This window comes from Streptomyces sp. V4I2, from assembly GCF_030817655.1.
Lineage (GTDB): Bacteria > Actinomycetota > Actinomycetes > Streptomycetales > Streptomycetaceae > Streptomyces > Streptomyces plumbiresistens.
In genome coordinates, this window is record NZ_JAUSZM010000003.1 from 3,215,551 (window position 1) to 3,230,895 (window position 15,345).

At 71.5% G+C, this 15,345-nt stretch carries 15 protein-coding genes and 1 pseudogene; 9 read left to right on the plus strand and 7 right to left on the minus strand.

Going from position 1 to position 15,345, the window contains the following annotated elements:
- Positions 1-3: 3 nt before the first annotated feature.
- Positions 4-234 carry a hypothetical protein gene (locus tag QFZ76_RS15635; RefSeq protein WP_053754372.1) on the minus strand — a complete coding sequence of 77 codons (231 nt, stop codon included), beginning with the start codon at positions 232-234 and terminating at the stop codon, positions 4-6.
- A 58-nt stretch (positions 235-292) separates the two neighbouring features.
- On the opposite strand from QFZ76_RS15635, the gene map reads away from it, so the two are divergent.
- Both map and QFZ76_RS15645 read left to right on the plus strand, forming a co-directional pair.
- On the plus strand, positions 293-1,150 hold the full coding sequence (map, locus tag QFZ76_RS15640) for a type I methionyl aminopeptidase (protein WP_307674311.1): 858 nt from the start codon (positions 293-295) through the stop codon (positions 1,148-1,150).
- Between the two features lie 152 nt (positions 1,151-1,302).
- Positions 1,303-1,950 (plus strand): heme oxygenase (biliverdin-producing), encoded by a 648-nt coding sequence (locus QFZ76_RS15645; RefSeq protein WP_307674312.1) that lies wholly within the window; start codon positions 1,303-1,305, stop codon positions 1,948-1,950.
- A 3-nt stretch (positions 1,951-1,953) separates the two neighbouring features.
- Here the strand turns inward: QFZ76_RS15645 and QFZ76_RS15650 are convergent, their stop codons facing one another.
- Complete coding sequence (locus tag QFZ76_RS15650) at positions 1,954-2,598, minus strand: PhzF family phenazine biosynthesis protein (protein WP_307674313.1); 645 nt, start codon at positions 2,596-2,598, stop codon at positions 1,954-1,956.
- Positions 2,599-2,719: 121 nt separating this feature from the next.
- Here QFZ76_RS15650 and QFZ76_RS15655 point away from each other — a divergent pair.
- The 6 genes and pseudogenes from QFZ76_RS15655 (at position 2,720) to QFZ76_RS15680 (ending at position 9,179) form a co-directional block, all read left to right on the plus strand.
- Positions 2,720-3,804 (plus strand): annotated as a pseudogene (locus QFZ76_RS15655) (FecCD family ABC transporter permease).
- Positions 3,805-3,930: 126 nt separating this feature from the next.
- A complete protein-coding gene (locus QFZ76_RS15660) occupies positions 3,931-4,752 on the plus strand; it encodes a heme ABC transporter ATP-binding protein (protein ID WP_307674314.1) in 822 nt (273 codons plus the stop codon).
- A gap of 188 nt (positions 4,753-4,940) precedes the next feature.
- The gene (gene efeO, locus QFZ76_RS15665) at positions 4,941-6,083 is read left to right on the plus strand and encodes an iron uptake system protein EfeO (RefSeq protein ID WP_307674315.1); all 1,143 of its coding nucleotides are present in this window, start codon (positions 4,941-4,943) and stop codon (positions 6,081-6,083) included.
- A gap of 8 nt (positions 6,084-6,091) precedes the next feature.
- Positions 6,092-7,345 (plus strand): iron uptake transporter deferrochelatase/peroxidase subunit, encoded by a 1,254-nt coding sequence (efeB, locus tag QFZ76_RS15670; RefSeq protein WP_307674316.1) that lies wholly within the window; start codon positions 6,092-6,094, stop codon positions 7,343-7,345.
- 3 nt (positions 7,346-7,348) lie between these two features.
- Positions 7,349-8,221 carry an iron uptake transporter permease EfeU gene (efeU, locus tag QFZ76_RS15675; RefSeq protein WP_307674317.1) on the plus strand — a complete coding sequence of 291 codons (873 nt, stop codon included), beginning with the start codon at positions 7,349-7,351 and terminating at the stop codon, positions 8,219-8,221.
- Positions 8,181-9,179 carry a hypothetical protein gene (locus QFZ76_RS15680; RefSeq protein WP_307674318.1) on the plus strand — a complete coding sequence of 333 codons (999 nt, stop codon included), beginning with the start codon at positions 8,181-8,183 and terminating at the stop codon, positions 9,177-9,179. The genes efeU and QFZ76_RS15680 overlap by 41 nt, the downstream gene beginning before the upstream one ends.
- Before the next feature lie 15 nt (positions 9,180-9,194).
- Here the strand turns inward: QFZ76_RS15680 and QFZ76_RS15685 are convergent, their stop codons facing one another.
- Positions 9,195-9,929, minus strand: a complete 735-nt coding sequence (locus QFZ76_RS15685) for a bifunctional DNA primase/polymerase (RefSeq protein ID WP_307674319.1) — start codon at positions 9,927-9,929, stop codon at positions 9,195-9,197.
- 170 nt (positions 9,930-10,099) lie between these two features.
- On the opposite strand from QFZ76_RS15685, the gene QFZ76_RS15690 reads away from it, so the two are divergent.
- On the plus strand, positions 10,100-10,966 hold the full coding sequence (locus tag QFZ76_RS15690) for a glycerophosphodiester phosphodiesterase (RefSeq protein WP_307674320.1): 867 nt from the start codon (positions 10,100-10,102) through the stop codon (positions 10,964-10,966).
- Here QFZ76_RS15690 and QFZ76_RS15695 read toward each other — a convergent pair.
- The 4 genes from QFZ76_RS15695 to QFZ76_RS15710 all read right to left on the minus strand — a co-directional run bounded on the left by QFZ76_RS15695 (position 10,936) and on the right by QFZ76_RS15710 (position 15,274).
- Entirely contained in the window at positions 10,936-11,556 is a 621-nt protein-coding gene (locus QFZ76_RS15695) for a TetR/AcrR family transcriptional regulator (protein WP_307674321.1), read from the minus strand. The genes QFZ76_RS15690 and QFZ76_RS15695 overlap by 31 nt on opposite strands.
- 244 nt (positions 11,557-11,800) lie before the next feature.
- Complete coding sequence (locus QFZ76_RS15700; protein ID WP_307674322.1) at positions 11,801-12,781, minus strand: small ribosomal subunit Rsm22 family protein; 981 nt, start codon at positions 12,779-12,781, stop codon at positions 11,801-11,803.
- Positions 12,782-12,854: 73 nt separating this feature from the next.
- The gene (locus QFZ76_RS15705; RefSeq protein WP_307674323.1) at positions 12,855-14,027 is read right to left on the minus strand and encodes a serine hydrolase; all 1,173 of its coding nucleotides are present in this window, start codon (positions 14,025-14,027) and stop codon (positions 12,855-12,857) included.
- Positions 13,982-15,274, minus strand: a complete 1,293-nt coding sequence (locus QFZ76_RS15710; protein ID WP_307674324.1) for a multidrug effflux MFS transporter — start codon at positions 15,272-15,274, stop codon at positions 13,982-13,984. The genes QFZ76_RS15705 and QFZ76_RS15710 overlap by 46 nt, the downstream gene beginning before the upstream one ends.
- Between the last annotated feature and the right edge of the window lie 71 nt (positions 15,275-15,345).

A 15,345-nucleotide genomic window follows, 5' to 3' on the forward strand; every position in this document is an offset into this window, starting at 1 on the left:
CGGTCAGTCGTCGTCCCGGCCCGCCGCCGGGGCGTCGTGCCACTTCGGGTCGTTCTCCCACTCGAGGTTGCGCTCGCGGGCCGTCGCCATCGCGTGTTCGGCCTCCTTGCGGGTGGCGTACGGGCCGAACCGGTCCTTGGCGGGGCACTCCGGCCCCTCCTCGACCTTCTTGTGCTGCAGGCAGTAGTACCACTCGCCCGGTTTGCCGACCGTCCGCTTCTTGAACAGGGCCATGACCAGCTCCTCTCGCCACCGACATGTTCCCCCATCGCCGCTGGATAGACTCTTCGGCATGTCTGGCCAGTCGCTGCTCGTCCCAGGGGAGCTGTCCCCCATCCGTTCCGTGCCCGGAAACATCCGGCGCCCCGAGTACGTCGGCAAGCCCGCGCCGACGCCGTACACCGGGCCGGAGGTGCAGACTCCCGAGACGATCGAGGCGATGCGGGTCGCCGGCCGGATCGCCGCTCGGGCGATGGCGGAGGCCGCGAAGCTGATCGCGCCGGGTGTCAGCACCGACGAGCTGGACAAGGTGGCGCACGACTACATGTGCGACCACGGCGCCTACCCGTCGACGCTGGGCTACCGCGGCTTCCCCAAGTCCCTGTGCACGTCCGTCAACGAGGTCATCTGCCACGGCATCCCGGACTCGACGGTCCTCAAGGACGGCGACATCGTCAACCTGGACGTGACGGCGTACATCGGCGGGGTGCACGGCGACAACAACGCCACCTACCTGGTCGGGGACGTCGACGAGGAGTCGCGGCTGCTGGTGGAGCGGACCCGGGAGTCCCTCGACCGCGCGATCAAGGCGGTCCGGCCGGGCCGGCAGATCAACATCATCGGGCGGGTCATCGAGTCGTACGCGAAGAGGTTCGGGTACGGGGTGGTGCGGGACTTCACCGGCCACGGGATCAACTCGTCGTTCCACTCCGGGCTGATCATCCCGCACTACGACAGCCCGCACGCGACGACCGTGATCCAGCCCGGGATGACGTTCACGATCGAGCCGATGCTGACGCTGGGGACCCACGAGTACGACATGTGGGACGACGGCTGGACGGTCGTGACGAAGGACCGGAAGCGGACGGCCCAGTTCGAGCACACGCTGGTGGTGACGGGGACGGGAGCGGAGATCCTCACGCTGCCGTAGCCCTGTCGTTCGACTTCGGACCGAGCCCGCTCTCTTCGGAGGGCGGGCTCCTCGCATGTGTGGGCGCGGCGTGGATTTCCGGGTAGGTTTTTACCGACAGAGAGTCGGAAAAAGCATTGACTTAGGCAAGCCTAACCAAAGAAATTGGGCTCATGGACTCCTTCTCGGCACTCCTCCGTACCGCCTCCCACGAGCAGCACATGGAGGCGAACGCCTCGACGTTCATGAGCGACCTGACCGGCGGCAGGCTCGAGGTCGACGCGTACGCGCGCTACACCGAGCAGCTCTGGTTCGTGTACGAGGCACTGGAGACCGGTGCCGAGCGCCTGGCCTCCGACCCGGTGGCCGGACCCTTCATCCGGCCGGAGCTGTTCCGGATGAGCGCGCTGGAGCGCGACCTGACGCATCTGCGGGGTCCGGACTGGCGTGCGCGCCTGACCGCGCTGCCGGCCACCCGGGGGTACGTGGAGCGGGTGCGCGAGTGCGCCGAGCGGTGGCCGGCCGGTTATGTCGCCCACCACTACACGCGCTACCTCGGCGACCTCTCCGGCGGCCAGGTCCTCCGCGACACGGCGGAGAAGACCTGGGGCTTCGCAAAGAAGGGCGACGGCGTCCGCTTCTACGTCTTCGAGGAGATCCCGAACCCGGCCGCGTTCAAGCGGGGGTACCGCGAACTGCTGGACACCGTGCGCGCGGACGACCTCGAGAAGCAGCGGATCGTCGCGGAGTGCAGGAAGGCGTTCGCCCTGAACATCGACGTTCTCAGGGCACTCGGGGACGAGTTCCAGCTGAGCGCCTGACGGTCAGCGCTCCAGGAAGACCCGCCCTCCGACCTCCACCCAGCCCCCGGGCTGCGGAGCCGTCAGAATCTGCGAGCCCGCGCCCTGCGTGATGTTCAGGGCGCGGCCCAGCCGGTCCGTCAGCAGCAGCGCCGCCGCGCCCGTGGCCTCGTCCTCGTCGATGCCGTCGTCGCGGCCGGGGAAGGCGCGGGCGCGGACGCGGCCGGCCGCCTCGTCCTCCCAGGCCCAGGCATAGATCCACTCCCCCTTCGGCGGGACCGGCAGGTCCTCGACCTCCGCAGGCGTGGCGTACTGGCGCAGCGTGCGTGGCGGGACCCACTCCGCGAGCGCCTCGATCCAGCTGAACTCGCCGTCCAGGCGGGCGCCCACCGTCCCGGCCTGCGTGACCAGTTCGGGTACGTCGAGCAGCCAGGCCGTGCCGACGCAGGGGTGGCCGGCGAAGGGCAGGCGCAGGGTGGGCGTGTAGATGTCGATGACACCACGCTCGGGGTCGTCCACGAACACGGTCTCGCTGAAGCGCAGTTTCGCGGCGAACGCCTGCCGTTCCTCCGGGTCCGGCAGCACGGAGCCCTCGCGGACGACACCGAGCTCGTTGCCGTATCCGCCGTTCGCTCCGCAGAAGACACGGAGCACGTCGTAGTCAGTCACGCGGGCATTGTGCCTTGAGTGGTGGGGCGACACGGGCGAGGCAAGGCTAACCTAAGCTGCCTTGGCGCCCTTTGACACACGTGGAGCCCGACGAACACGGCGACCCTCCAGGAGAGTGGCAATGACCGTACTGGACAAGGTGGTTGGCGATGCGCCCACCGAGACGCCGGCACCGGGACGGCACACCACCGCCTGGCTGCTGACCATGGGACTGGCCGCCGCCCTCCTCGTCCTCGTGCCGGTCGCGGCCGGGATCGGCGCCTATCCGGTGCCCGTCGGGGACGTGCTCGCCTCCGTGCAGCACCGAGTCGGTCTCGGCGGTACGGAGTTGGACCGGGTCGCGGAGTCGGTGCTGTGGAACGTCCGCTTCCCGCGGATCGTGCTCGCACTGCTCATCGGCGCCTCGCTGGGCTGCGCGGGCGCGCTGATGCAGGGCGTGTTCGGCAATCCGCTCGCCGAGCCGGGCGTCATCGGGATCTCCTCGGGCGCCGCGGTGGGTGCGGTCGCCGCGATCGCCCTCGGCCTCAACTTCTTCGGTACGTGGACGGTGTCCGTCTGCGCCTTCGTCGCCGGACTCGCCACGGTGCTGCTCGTGTACGCGATGTCGCGCGAGGGCGGCCGTACGGAGGTGGTGACGCTGATCCTCACCGGGATCGCGCTGAACGCGTTCGCGGGCGCGGTGATCGGGCTGTTCCTGTTCTTCGCGGACGCCGCGGCCATCCAGCAGATCACCTTCTGGCAGCTCGGCTCGCTCGCGCAGGCGACCTGGCCGAGGTGCTCGCGGTCCTGCCGTGCGCGGTGGTCGGGCTGGTGGTCGCGCCGCTGTACAGCCGCCGGCTCGACCTGCTGGCGCTCGGTGAGCGGCCGGCCCGGCATCTGGGCGTGGACGTGGAGCGGATGCGGATCGCACTCATCGTCGTCATCGCGCTGCTGACCGCGGCGGCCGTGAGCGTCGCGGGGATCATCAGCTTCGTCGGCCTCGTGGTGCCGCACCTGCTGCGGATGTCGGCCGGGCCCGGGCACCGGTTCCTGATCCCGGGCAGTGCCCTGCTCGGCGCGGTGGTGCTGCTCGCCGCCGACCTCGCGGCCCGTACGATCGCCGCTCCCGCCGAGCTGCCGCTCGGTGTCCTGACCGCCCTGCTGGGCAGTCCGTTCTTCTTCTGGCTGCTGCGGAGGACTCGGCGCAGGCAGGGGGGATGGGCCTAGAGGTCGTGTGTCGTCTGCGGGTGCGTGGGGGCTGGTCGCGCCCACGCGGCGGAGCCGCACATCGAAACAGCCCCGCGCCCCCAGGTACGTCACCTCCACCGGCGATATCCCTTAAGGACCCGTCCCATGAGACTCCTCCGCCCCCGCCCCGCGCTTCCCACGCCCGCCTCGCCCGGAGACGTCCTCGCCGAGGCCGCGGATCTCCATGTCCGCCTCGGCTCCCGGGACGTCCTCGACGGAGTGTCCGTCACCGTCCGCGCGGGCGAGGTGCTCGCCCTGGTCGGCCCCAACGGGGCGGGAAAGTCGACCCTGTTGGGCGCGCTGTCCGCGGATCTGGCGCCCACCGCAGGCGTCGTACGCATCCACGGCCGCCCGGCGTCGCAGTGGTCCGCGCCCGAACTGGCCCTGCGCCGGGCGGTCCTCCCCCAGTCCGCCACGCTGTCCTTCCCCTTCAAGGTCGAGGAGGTCGTCCGGATGGGCCGCGCGCCCTGGGCCGCGCTCGGCATGGAGGACGACGACGCGGCCGTGGCCGAGGCGATGGCCGCGACCGAGGTGACCGCCTTCGCCGTACGGCCGTTCTCCGCGCTCAGCGGCGGCGAGCGGGCCCGGGTCGCGCTCGCCCGGGTGCTGGCCCAGCGCGCTCCCCTGCTGCTGCTCGACGAGCCGACCGCGGCCCTCGACCTCAAGCACCAGGAACTGGTGCTGCGGGTGTGCCGGGAGCGGGCGCGGGCCGGGGACGCGGTGGTGGTCGTGCTGCACGACCTGGGGCTCGCGGCGGCCTACGCGCACCGGGTCGCGGTCCTGCACGACGGTCGGGTGGCCGCCGAGGGCGCGCCGGCCGAGGTGTTCTCCGACCGGCTGCTGACGGAGGTCTACGACCAGCCGGTCGAGGTGCTCCCGCATCCGCGCACGGGCCAGATCCTGGTGAGTCCGCGCCGGGATGCTTGACCGGTACTTGACCCTCCCGTGGGGTCCATTTTGGGTCGCCGTGACCGGGGCGTGCTCATACAGCGTCTATGAGAGCTGAATCACCGCATGGACGGGTATCGCACCGGAAAAGCTTCGGTACGTTAGGCGAGCCTCACCTTATGTGAGGCTCGTCACGCGTCTTTTTCGGCCATTCCCTGGAGCCCTTCATGCGAGCCGTCAGATTCTCCGCTCTCACCGCTGTCGCCACCGCGGCGGCGCTGACCGCCGTCACGGGCTGCACCGAGAAGGGCGGCTCCGGGACCGACGACCGGGTCGTCAACGTGACGGCGACGGACGACAAGTGCGAGGTCTCCACCAACGAGTTCCCGGCCGGGCACGTCGAACTCGCCATCGAGAACAAGGGCTCCAAGGTCACCGAGGTCTACATCCTCTTCCCGGACGACCGGATCGTCACCGAGCGCGAGAACATCGGCCCCGGCACCAAGCAGCGGGTCACCGCCGAGGTGAAGGCCGGCGACTACCAGATCGCCTGCAAGCCCGGCATGGTGGGCGACGGCATACGCCAGGACGTCAAGGCCACCGGCGGCACGGTCGCCAAGCGCGACCCGCGTCTCGACAAGGCCGTCGCCTCCTACCGCGCGTACGTCCAGGCGCAGGCCGACGAGACGCTGCCGCTCGCCGAGACCTTCGCCAAGGCGGTCAAGGACGGCGACCTGGAAGCCGCGAAGAAGGCCTACGCGCCCTCCCGCATCGGCTGGGAGCGCACCGAGCCGGTCGCCGAGTCCTTCGGTGACATCGACCCGAAGGTCGACGTCCGCGCGGACGGCCTGGAGGACGGCCAGGAGTTCACCGGCTGGCACCGCCTGGAGAAGGCCCTCTGGGAGGACAAGAAGATCGGCGCCACGGAGAAGACCCTCGCCGACCAGCTGATCACCGACCTGAAGGACTGGCAGAAGCGGGTCGGCAAGGCCGACATCACCCCGACCTCCATGGCCAACGGCGCCAAGGAACTCCTCGACGAGGTCGCCACCGGCAAGGTCACCGGCGAGGAGGAGCGCTACTCGCACACCGACCTCGTCGACTTCAAGGCGAACGTCGAGGGCGCGGAGAAGTCGTACGCGTTGCTGAAGCCGGTGGCCCAGGAGAACGACGCGGCGCTGATCACCGAGCTGGACAAGCAGTTCGCCGCGCTGAACACGCTGCTCGACAAGTACCGCGCGGACAAGGCGTCCTACGACTTCGTCTCGTACGACAAGGTCACCGAGGCGCAGCAGAAGGAGCTGTCGGACGCGGTCAACGCGCTCGCGGAGCCGCTGTCCAAGCTCGCCGCCGCCGTCGTCGTGAAGTAGGGACACTCATGACGGACAACTCCGCAGAAGCCGCCACTCCGTCCCGGCGCGCGCTGATCGGCTGGGGTGGTGCCGGGCTCGCGCTCGGTGCCGTCGCGGCCGGCGGCACGGTCGCGATGACGAACGCCGGCGACGAGGTCGATCCCGCCGGCGCCGAGACGGGCGCGGCGATCGCCTTCCACGGCGACCATCAGGCGGGCATCTCGACGCCCGTGCAGGACAGGCTGCACTTCGCCGCGTTCGACGTGACGACCGACGACCGTGCCGCGTTCGTGCAGATGCTGAAGGACTGGACCGAGGCCGCACGGAAGATGACCGCCGGGCACGCGGTCGGCGAGGGCGCGTACGGCGGTCTCGCCGAGGCACCGCCGGACGACACCGGCGAGGCGCTGGGGCTGAAGCCGTCGCGGCTGACGCTGACGATCGGCTTCGGGCCGTCGCTGTTCGGGAGGTTCGGGCTCAAGGACAAGCGTCCCGAGGCCCTGATCGACCTGCCCAAGTTCGCCGGCGACAACCTGGACAGGAACCGCAGCGGCGGCGACCTGGGCATCCAGGCGTGTGCGGACGACCCGCAGGTCGCCGTGCACGCGATCCGCAACCTCGCCCGGATCGGCTTCGGCAAGGTCGTCATCCGCTGGTCGCAGCTCGGCTTCGGCAAGACCTCGTCCACCACGCCGGAGGCGCAGACGCCTCGCAACCTGATGGGCTTCAAGGACGGCACCCGCAACATCGCGGGCACGGAGACCGACCGCCTGAAGAAGTTCGTGTGGGTCGACGAGAAGGACGGTCCCGGCTGGATGGCCGGCGGCTCCTACCTCGTCGCCCGCCGCATCCGCATGCACATCGAGACCTGGGACCGCACCTCGCTCCAGGAACAGGAGGACATCTTCGGCCGCGACAAGGGCGAGGGCGCCCCGGTCGGCAAGGCCAAGGAGCGCGACGAGCCGTTCCTGAAGGCGATGCTGCCCGACGCGCACGTGCGGCTCGCGCACCCCGACTCCAACCAGGGGGCGACGATCCTGCGCCGCGGCTACTCCTTCACCGACGGCACGGACGGTCTGGGCCGCCTCGACGCGGGCCTGTTCTTCCTGGCCTACCAGCGGGACGTCCGCGAGGGCTTCGTCCGGATCCAGCGCAACCTGGCCAAGGACACCCTCAACGAGTACATCCAGCACGTGGGTTCCGCGGTGTTCGCGGTCCCGCCCGGCGTTCGGGGCACGGACGACTGGTGGGGCAGCACCCTGTTGACCGAGGAGGCCTGAGCCGTGTTCTCCAACTACCTGATCGGCCTGCGCGAGGGCCTGGAAGCCAGCCTCGTCGTCTGCATCCTCATCGCCTACCTGGTCAAGACGGACCGCCGGGACGCGCTGAAGCCCATCTGGATCGGCATCGGCGTCGCGGTCGCCCTCGCGCTCGGCTTCGGCTCCGCGCTCGAATTCGGCTCCCAGGAGCTGACGTTCGAGGCGCAGGAGGCACTCGGCGGCACGCTGTCGATCCTCGCGGTGGGCCTGGTGACGTGGATGGTGTTCTGGATGCGGCGCACCGCCCGGCACCTCAAGTCGGAGCTGCACGGCAAGCTGGACGCCGCCCTGCAGATGGGCACCGGTGCCCTGGTCGCCACCGCCTTCCTCGCGGTCGGCCGGGAGGGCCTGGAGACCGCCCTGTTCGTGTGGGCGTCGGTGCACGCGGCGAGCGACGGCACCCCGCGCCCGCTGGTCGGCGTCGGCCTGGGCATCGCCACGGCGGTGTTCCTGGGCTGGCTGTTCTACCGGGGCGCGCTGCGCATCAACCTGGCCAAGTTCTTCACCTGGACCGGCGGCATGCTGGTCGTGGTGGCCGCGGGCGTGCTGGCGTACGGCGTCCACGACCTCCAGGAGGCCGACCTGGTCCCGGGCCTGACGAACAAGGCCTTCGACATCAGCGGCACCATCCCGCCGGACAGTTGGTACGGCACGCTCCTCAAGGGCGTCTTCAACTTCCAGCCCGACCCGACGGTCCTCCAGGTCACGGTGTGGCTGCTGTACTTGATCCCGACGCTCGCGCTTTTCCTCGCCCCGGTAGGGTTCGCCTCCGGGAAGGGGAAGGTGAAGGAACCTGATGAGCCTGGATCGCGGCCCTCGAAGGCTCCGCAGTCTTGACCGGAGCGCACTGATAGCAGCCTCGATGACCGCTTTGTCGTTGACGGCGAGCGGATGCATGGTGGTGCACGGCGAGCGGGAGGTGCTCCCCGCGGCGACCCGGGCGGAGGCCGCCAAGGCGCTCGAGCAGTTCACGAACGCGTACAACAAGGCCGACGAGGCGTACGACAGTTCCCTGGACGCCGACTTCGTCACCGGCGCCCTGGAGGACATCGACCGGGCCCGGCTGAAGGCGGGCGCGGTGAACAACCCGGACGGCAATCCGGCGTACGCCCCGCTGAAGCTGACGGACGCGAAGTACACGATCCCGAAGAAGGCGGGCTGGCCGCGCTGGTTCGTGGCCGACGCGGCCGGCAACAAGGGCGGCACCTCGCGCTGGCTGCTGGTGTTCACGCGGGGCAGCCTCGACCAGCCGTGGCAGGTGGCGTACCTGACGCTGGTGGCGCCCGGCAAGGTGCCGGAGTTCAAGACGGACGCGGCCGGCTTCGCCGAGGCCGTGCCGGTGAACTCGACCGAACTGGCCGTCGCCCCCGGGGACTTGGGCAAGAACTACACGTCCTACCTCGAGACCGGCGACGGGGACACCTTCGCGGACGGTGCGCACACCAGCCTGTGGCGGGCGCAGCGCCAGAAGGACTCCAAGAAGCCGGGTCTCGCCACGCAGTACATCGACGAGCCGATGGCCAGTGGCGACTACGCGCCGCTGGCGCTGCGCACGTCCGACGGCGGGGCGCTGGTGTTCTTCACCACGCACCACTTCGTGAAGCAGACGGCCGCCCAGGGTGCCGCGATCCCCGACCCGGGGCAGGGCGCGCTCGCCCTGACGACCGGGGAGATCAAGCAGTCGCTCACCATGGAGTTCGTCTCCAACGAGGTGGCCCTGGACCCGGCGAAGGGTTCGGGCGAGGTGAACGTGCTGGGGCGGATCCAGGGACTGACGTCGGCGCAGGGGTCGTAGAACGGCCGGTGCGCCTCAGCGGCGGGAGGGCCAGGCCGCGTTCGCGTGGTCGGGCTCCTCGCCGATGTAGCGGGCGCAGGCGTCGGTGAGGACTTCCAGGAGGGTCAGCGGGTCGGGCAGCGGGTGTTCGAGGCCGCGGACCCAGTGCACGGACTGCTTGTCACCGGGGAGCCGGGCGGGCGGGACGAGGACGTAGGAGCCGCGGCAGTGCCAGCGCAGGCCCGGGTGCTCGTCCATCGTCTCGGGGTGGCAGTCCAGCTCGCACGGCCACCACTCGTCCTCGTCCTCGGGGGTGCCGCGGGTGAGGGTGAAGAACAGCAGGCGGCCGTCGTCGCTCTCGGCGACCGGGCCGACCTCGATGCCGGCGTCGAGCAGCCGCTCCAGGGCTTCCCAGCCCACCTCCAGCGGCACGTCGAGGACGTCGTGCACCATGCCGGTCGCGGTGATGAAGTTGGCCTGCGGCTGGTGCCGGGCCCAGCGCTCGATCTGGCCGCGGTCGGTGGTCGACTGGGTCTGCCAGGCGAACGACACCGGGTGCCGGGCCGGGGTGGGACAGCCGACGCGGTCGCAGGAACAGCGGAAGTCCGCGGTGGGATACGCGGCGGGCGCCAGCGGCAGCCCCACTCCGGCGGCGGCGAGCAGCAGGGCCTCGCGACCGTCGTCTCCGACGGCCTCCTTCGGGCGGCGTCCTCGCAGCCACTGGGAGATTTTGCCCTGCCGGCCGGTGCGACCGCCGAACTCCGCGCTCATCTATCCCCTCGCCTCGCTGTCGTGCGGAACAGCATGCCCCATGGTCCCACCTTCCTGGGCTCCGGGGGGCCGGAGCAGACAACAGGGATGGGTGGGGCGAGGCGGGCCGGTCCCAGGGATCGAGTGTCATTGCACCCTTTGATGTGATTTACCCCCCTACCGTGGTCGCCATGGTCACATGGATCACGTTGACCGGTCTGGCCTCCGCGGCGTCCCTGGTCTCGCTGACCCTCACCGGGCCGACGAGCCCGCTGGAGTGGGGTGCCGGGCCGCTGACCGTGGACTCCTTGCCCCGCGTGACGTATGTCGCCCATCGCGGCGGTGCCCGCGAGGTGCCCGAGAACAGCATGTCCGGGCTGATGGCCGCCTACCGGCGCGGTACGGCACAGGTGCTGGACCTCGACACGCAGATGCTGGGCGACGGCACGCTCGTCGTGCTGCACGATCCGACCCTGAACCGGACGACGTTCCTCGGCGGCGCGGTGCGCGGGATGAGCGTGCACGAGTGGCAGGGCGTACGGCTGCGGCCACGGGCCTCGCTGCCCGGTAGCTGGCGGTCCGAGCGGCCGCCGACGGTGGCCGAGGTCCTGGACCGCTTCGGCGGGCGGATCGTGCTGATGCTGGAGGCGAAGGACCCGCACAGCCTGGGCCGGCTGGCCGGGCTGATCCGCGCCCGGGGCCTGGCCCGCTCGGTCTTCGTCAACTCCAACGACCCCGAGGTGGCCCGGCGGGCCCATCGGCTGGGCCTGCTCGCCCAGCTGTGGCGCTCGGCGGAACAACTGCGCCGGGACCGCCCCGAGCACTGGCGGTCCTACGTCGATCTGCTCGACGTCGACCACCGGGCGCGGGACGCCGACCTCCTGCGGGCGGTGCGCTCCGGCATCCCGCGCGTGTGGGCCCACACCGTGCTCACTCCCGCCGAACGGGACCGGGCGCTGGCGCTGGGCTGCGACGGGATCATCACGGACGCGCCGGGGAGGCTCGCGCGGCAGCCCGCGCGGGCGGCTCAGCGGGGTGCGATGCCGTTGAGGGCGTAGTCGACGAGGGTGTCGGTGTACTCGTAGGAGATCGGGCCGGTGTACTGGAGCCAGCGCTGGGCCAGGGGTGAGACGAAGAGTTCCAGGGCGATCCGCGGGTCGACGTCCCGGCGGACCTGGCCGGCGTCCTGCGCCGAGCGCAGCCTCTCGACGTACAGCTGGAGCGAGGGTTCGAGGAGCCTGGTCATGAAGGCGCGGCCGAGCTGTTCGTTGACCACGCCCTCGGCGGCCAGGGCCCGGGACGGGGCCTCGAAGCGGGGGTTCTTCAGTTCGTCGACGGTCGCCCGCAGGACGGCCTTGAGGTCGGCCGCGAGATCGCCGGTGTCCGGGAAGACATACGGGTCCCCGCCTGCCGCCGCCTCCCGCCCCGCCTGTTCGCTCAGATCGAGGAAGGCGTCCATCAGCACCTCCGCCTTCGACGACCACCACCGGTAGATCGTCTGCTTGCCGACGCCTGCGCGGGCGGCGATGCCCTCGATGGTGGTCCTGGGGTAGCCGGCCTCGACGACGAGCGCGATGGCGGCGTCGTAGATGGCACGGCGGGACTTCTCGCTGCGGCGAGCGGTGTCGGGGGCGGGCTTCTTGACCATGGGGCGACGGTAGCAGGGAAGTGAGACGGGGCGTCTCGCGGCGGGGCGGGTACGGGTGGTCGGGCGGGTCTGTTTCTCGCCCTCGCCGCCCCTACCCGTCCCATCACCGGGGGCTGCGCCCCCAGACCCCCGCTGAATACAGCCCGCTGAATACAGCCCCTCCGGCGTTTGAGGAGCGGGGTCTGGGGCGGAGCCCCAGAAGGATGGGACGGGTAGGGGCGGCGGGGGCGAGGAAAACCCCGTGTCACGGCGGCCACGCATCGCCCCAGTCCGCGTCTCGGGCCGCCTTGTACAGGTCGCCGTGGCGTTTGGTGATCGTGCGGCGGGTCAGGTGCTGGTCGGGCTCGCACAGGTCGAGGAGTACCTGGCCCTTGCGGATCTGGGGGCGCCGGACGACCCGGGAGGGTGCCGGGGTGACCGGGAGGCGGGTGGCCGCCACGTAGGCGAACTTCTCGTCCTCGTAGGGGAGGGAGCCGCCCTTGACCTGGCGGTGCAGGGAGGACCGGCTGACCCGGGCCGAGAAGTGGCACCAGTCCTCGCCCGGGACGATGGGGCAGGCGCCGCTGTGCGGACAGGGCGCGGCGACCTGGAACCCGGCGGCGATCAGACGGTCGCGGGCCTCGATGACTCGGGCGTACCCGCCGGGGGTGCCGGCCTCGACGATGACCACAGCCTGGGCGGCGGTCGCGGCGGCGTCGACGAGGGCGGCGCGGTCAGGGTCGGTGAGCTCGTTGAGGACGTACGAGACCGTGACGAGGTCGGTGCTGTCGAGGGTGAGCGCCGAGCCGATGCGGGCGCGCCGCCAGTTCACGCCCCGCAGCGCCGGGTTGGCGGCGGCGACCTCGCGGCCGAGGGCGAGGGCGGGTTCGGCCCAGTCGAGGACGGTGACGGGGCGCTCGCCGGGCCAGGTCGCGGTGACGGCCCAGGTCGCGGCGCCGGTGCCGCCGCCGACGTCGATGTGGCTGCCGGGTGCCCAGTCGGGGACGGCCTCCGCGAACGCCTCCAGCGCCGCGTGCACCGCCTCGAAGGTCGCGGGCATCCGGTAGGCGGCGTAGGCGGCCACGTCGGCGCGGTCACGGAGGATGGGGGCGTTGGTGGGGGTGGCACCCCGGTAGGTGGCGATCAGCCGGTCGACCGCCTGCGCGGCCTGCCGGGGCGGGAGGCCGTCGAGCAGGTCGGCGAGGGCCGTGCGGAGGGCGTCCGCCGGGGTTACGGGGTCGTTCACCCGGCGATTCTACGAGCCCTCGGCGTTGGTGCGGGCCCTGCCGGGGGCTCCGCCGCCAGACCCCGCTCCCCCGTCACGTACCCCGCACCGCCCTCGCCACCCGCGTCCCCGCCGCCGCCCGCGGTCTGCTGTCCGGTAGGCGCCTTCGGGGGTGGACCGTGTTCGCCAGCAGGACCAGGAACGTGTCCGTCGCCTGGTCCAGGACCAGCGAGGTGCCCGTGAAGCCGGTGTGGCCGGCCGCTCCGCGCCCCGCGAGTTCTCCCATGAACCACGGCTGGTCGAGGGCGAAGCCCAGGCCCGGTGGGGTCATGAGCAGCTCGACGAAGTCGGGGCCGAGGATACGGGCGGGGCCGTACGCGCCGCCCGCCAGCAGCGCGCGGCAGAAGACCGCGAGGTCCCGGCCGGTCGAGAACAGGCCGGCGTGGCCGGCCACGCCGCCCAGTGCCCAGGCGTTCTCGTCGTGGACCACGCCGCGCAGCATGCCCCGGTCCGCCTTGGCCCAGGGCCGCTTCTGGTACTCGGTGGCCGCCGCCCCGGGACACGGGCCGAAGCAGGTCGCCGTCATGCCCAGCGGCCGGGTGATGCCGTCGTGGACGAGGACGTCGAAGGTGCGGCCGGTGACGCGTTCCAGGACGTGTTGGAGGAGGAGCAGGTTCAGGTCCGAGTACGTGTAGGTGCCGGGCACGCCGAGCGGGGGCTCGGCCCGCAGCATCGCCAGGCGTTCCGCGTCGTCGGCGAGGTCGTAGAGCGGGAGTTCGGGCCGCAGGCCGGAGGTGTGGGTGAGCAGCTCTCGTACGGTGATGCCGTGTTCGGCGGCCGCCCGGAAGTCCGGGAGGTAGGCGCCGACCCGCGCGTCGATGCCGAGCGTGCCCCGTTCGATCTGCTGCACGGCGGCGACCGAGGTGAACAGCTTGGTGAGGGAGGCCAGGTCGAAGGGGGTGTCGACGGTCATCGGGACGCGTGCGTCGGGCGGCAGTTCCACGCCCCGGTCGCTTCCGGGGTCGTAGGAGGCGTACCGGACGGCCCAGCCCGCCGCCTCCTCGACGGCGATCACGGGGCCGCGCCCGGCGACCACGACGGTGCCCGCCGCCCAGGGGCGCTCGCCCACGGTGAGGTCGCGGACCTGCTGGACGAGCTGTCGGAGTTCCTCGGCGTCGAGCCCGGCCCGCTCCGGGGTGTCGCTGCGCAGTCTCGGTGCGCTCAGCTTTCCTCCTCCGCTCTCGCACGCGTGTTCCAAGGACGGCACATTCCCACGAAACAGCCCAGTGCCACCACTGCGGCCGCCAGTTGGACGACGGCCATCGGGACGGCGGTGCGCTCCCCGGCGATGCCGACGAGCGGGGAGGCGATCGCTCCGATGAGGAAGGAGGACGTGCCGAGCAGGGCGGACGCGGAGCCGGCGGCGTGCTTGACGCGCATCAGGGCGAGCGCCTGGGTGTTGGGGAGGGTGACGCCCATCGCCGACATCAGGACGAACAGCGCGGCGGCCACGGGGGCGAGGCCGACCTCGCCGAACACGCCCAGCGCCATCAGCAGCAGGGCGGTCGCCGCGAGGATGACGATCAGGAGGCCGGCCGCCAGCACCCGGTCCAGGCTGACCCGTCCGACCAGCACCTTGCCGTTGATCTGGCCGACGATCACCAGGCCGACCGAGTTCACCCCGAACAGCAGGCTGAAGGTCTGCGGGGAGGCGCCGTGGATCTCCTGGATCACGAACGGCGAGGCCGCGATGTAGGCGAAGAGGGCCGCGAAGGCGAAGCCGCCCGTGAGCATGTAGCCGGAGAAGCCGCGGTCGGCAAGCAGTCCGCGCATCGCGCGCAGGGCCTCGCCGACGCCTCCGGAGTGGCGTTCGTCGGGCGCGAGGGTCTCGGGGAGTTTCGCCCACACGATCACGGCCAGCAGCGCTCCGACGACCGTCAGGACGACGAACACGCCCCGCCAGTCCGTCACCCGCAGGATCTGTCCGCCGATGAGCGGCGCGACGATCGGGGCGACGCCGGAGATCAGCATCAGGGTGGAGAAGAAGCGGGCCATGGCCATGCCGTCGTGCAGGTCGCGTACGACGGCCCGCGCGATGACTATCCCGGCCGCGCCCGCGAGGCCCTGCGCCAGCCGGAAGACGACCAGAAGCTCGACGGTGGGCGCGAGCGCGCACAGGGCGGTGGCGACGACGTAGACGGCGAGTCCGGCGAGCAGCGGGCGCCGGCGGCCCCACCGGTCGCTCATCGGGCCGACCACCAGCTGCCCGAGTGCCATGCCGAGGAGGCAGGCGGTGAGGGTGAGCTGGACGGTCGCGGCGGGCGCGTTCAGGGACCTGGTGACCTCCGGGAGGGCGGGGAGGTACATGTCCATCGCCAGCGGGGGCGTGGCGGTGAGGCCGCCGAGGATGAGCGTGACGAGCAGGCCGGTGCGGCGCAGCGCGCGGGCGGCCGGTTCCTTGGTCGGTCCGGCCGCCCGCGACACGTCCGGTGTCGTTGCCCCGTGCTCGGGCATGTGCCCCTCCCTCTCCGAGTGATGCGGCACCTATGCTCTCAGCTCGTACCGAGTGCCGAGGGTCACGTGAG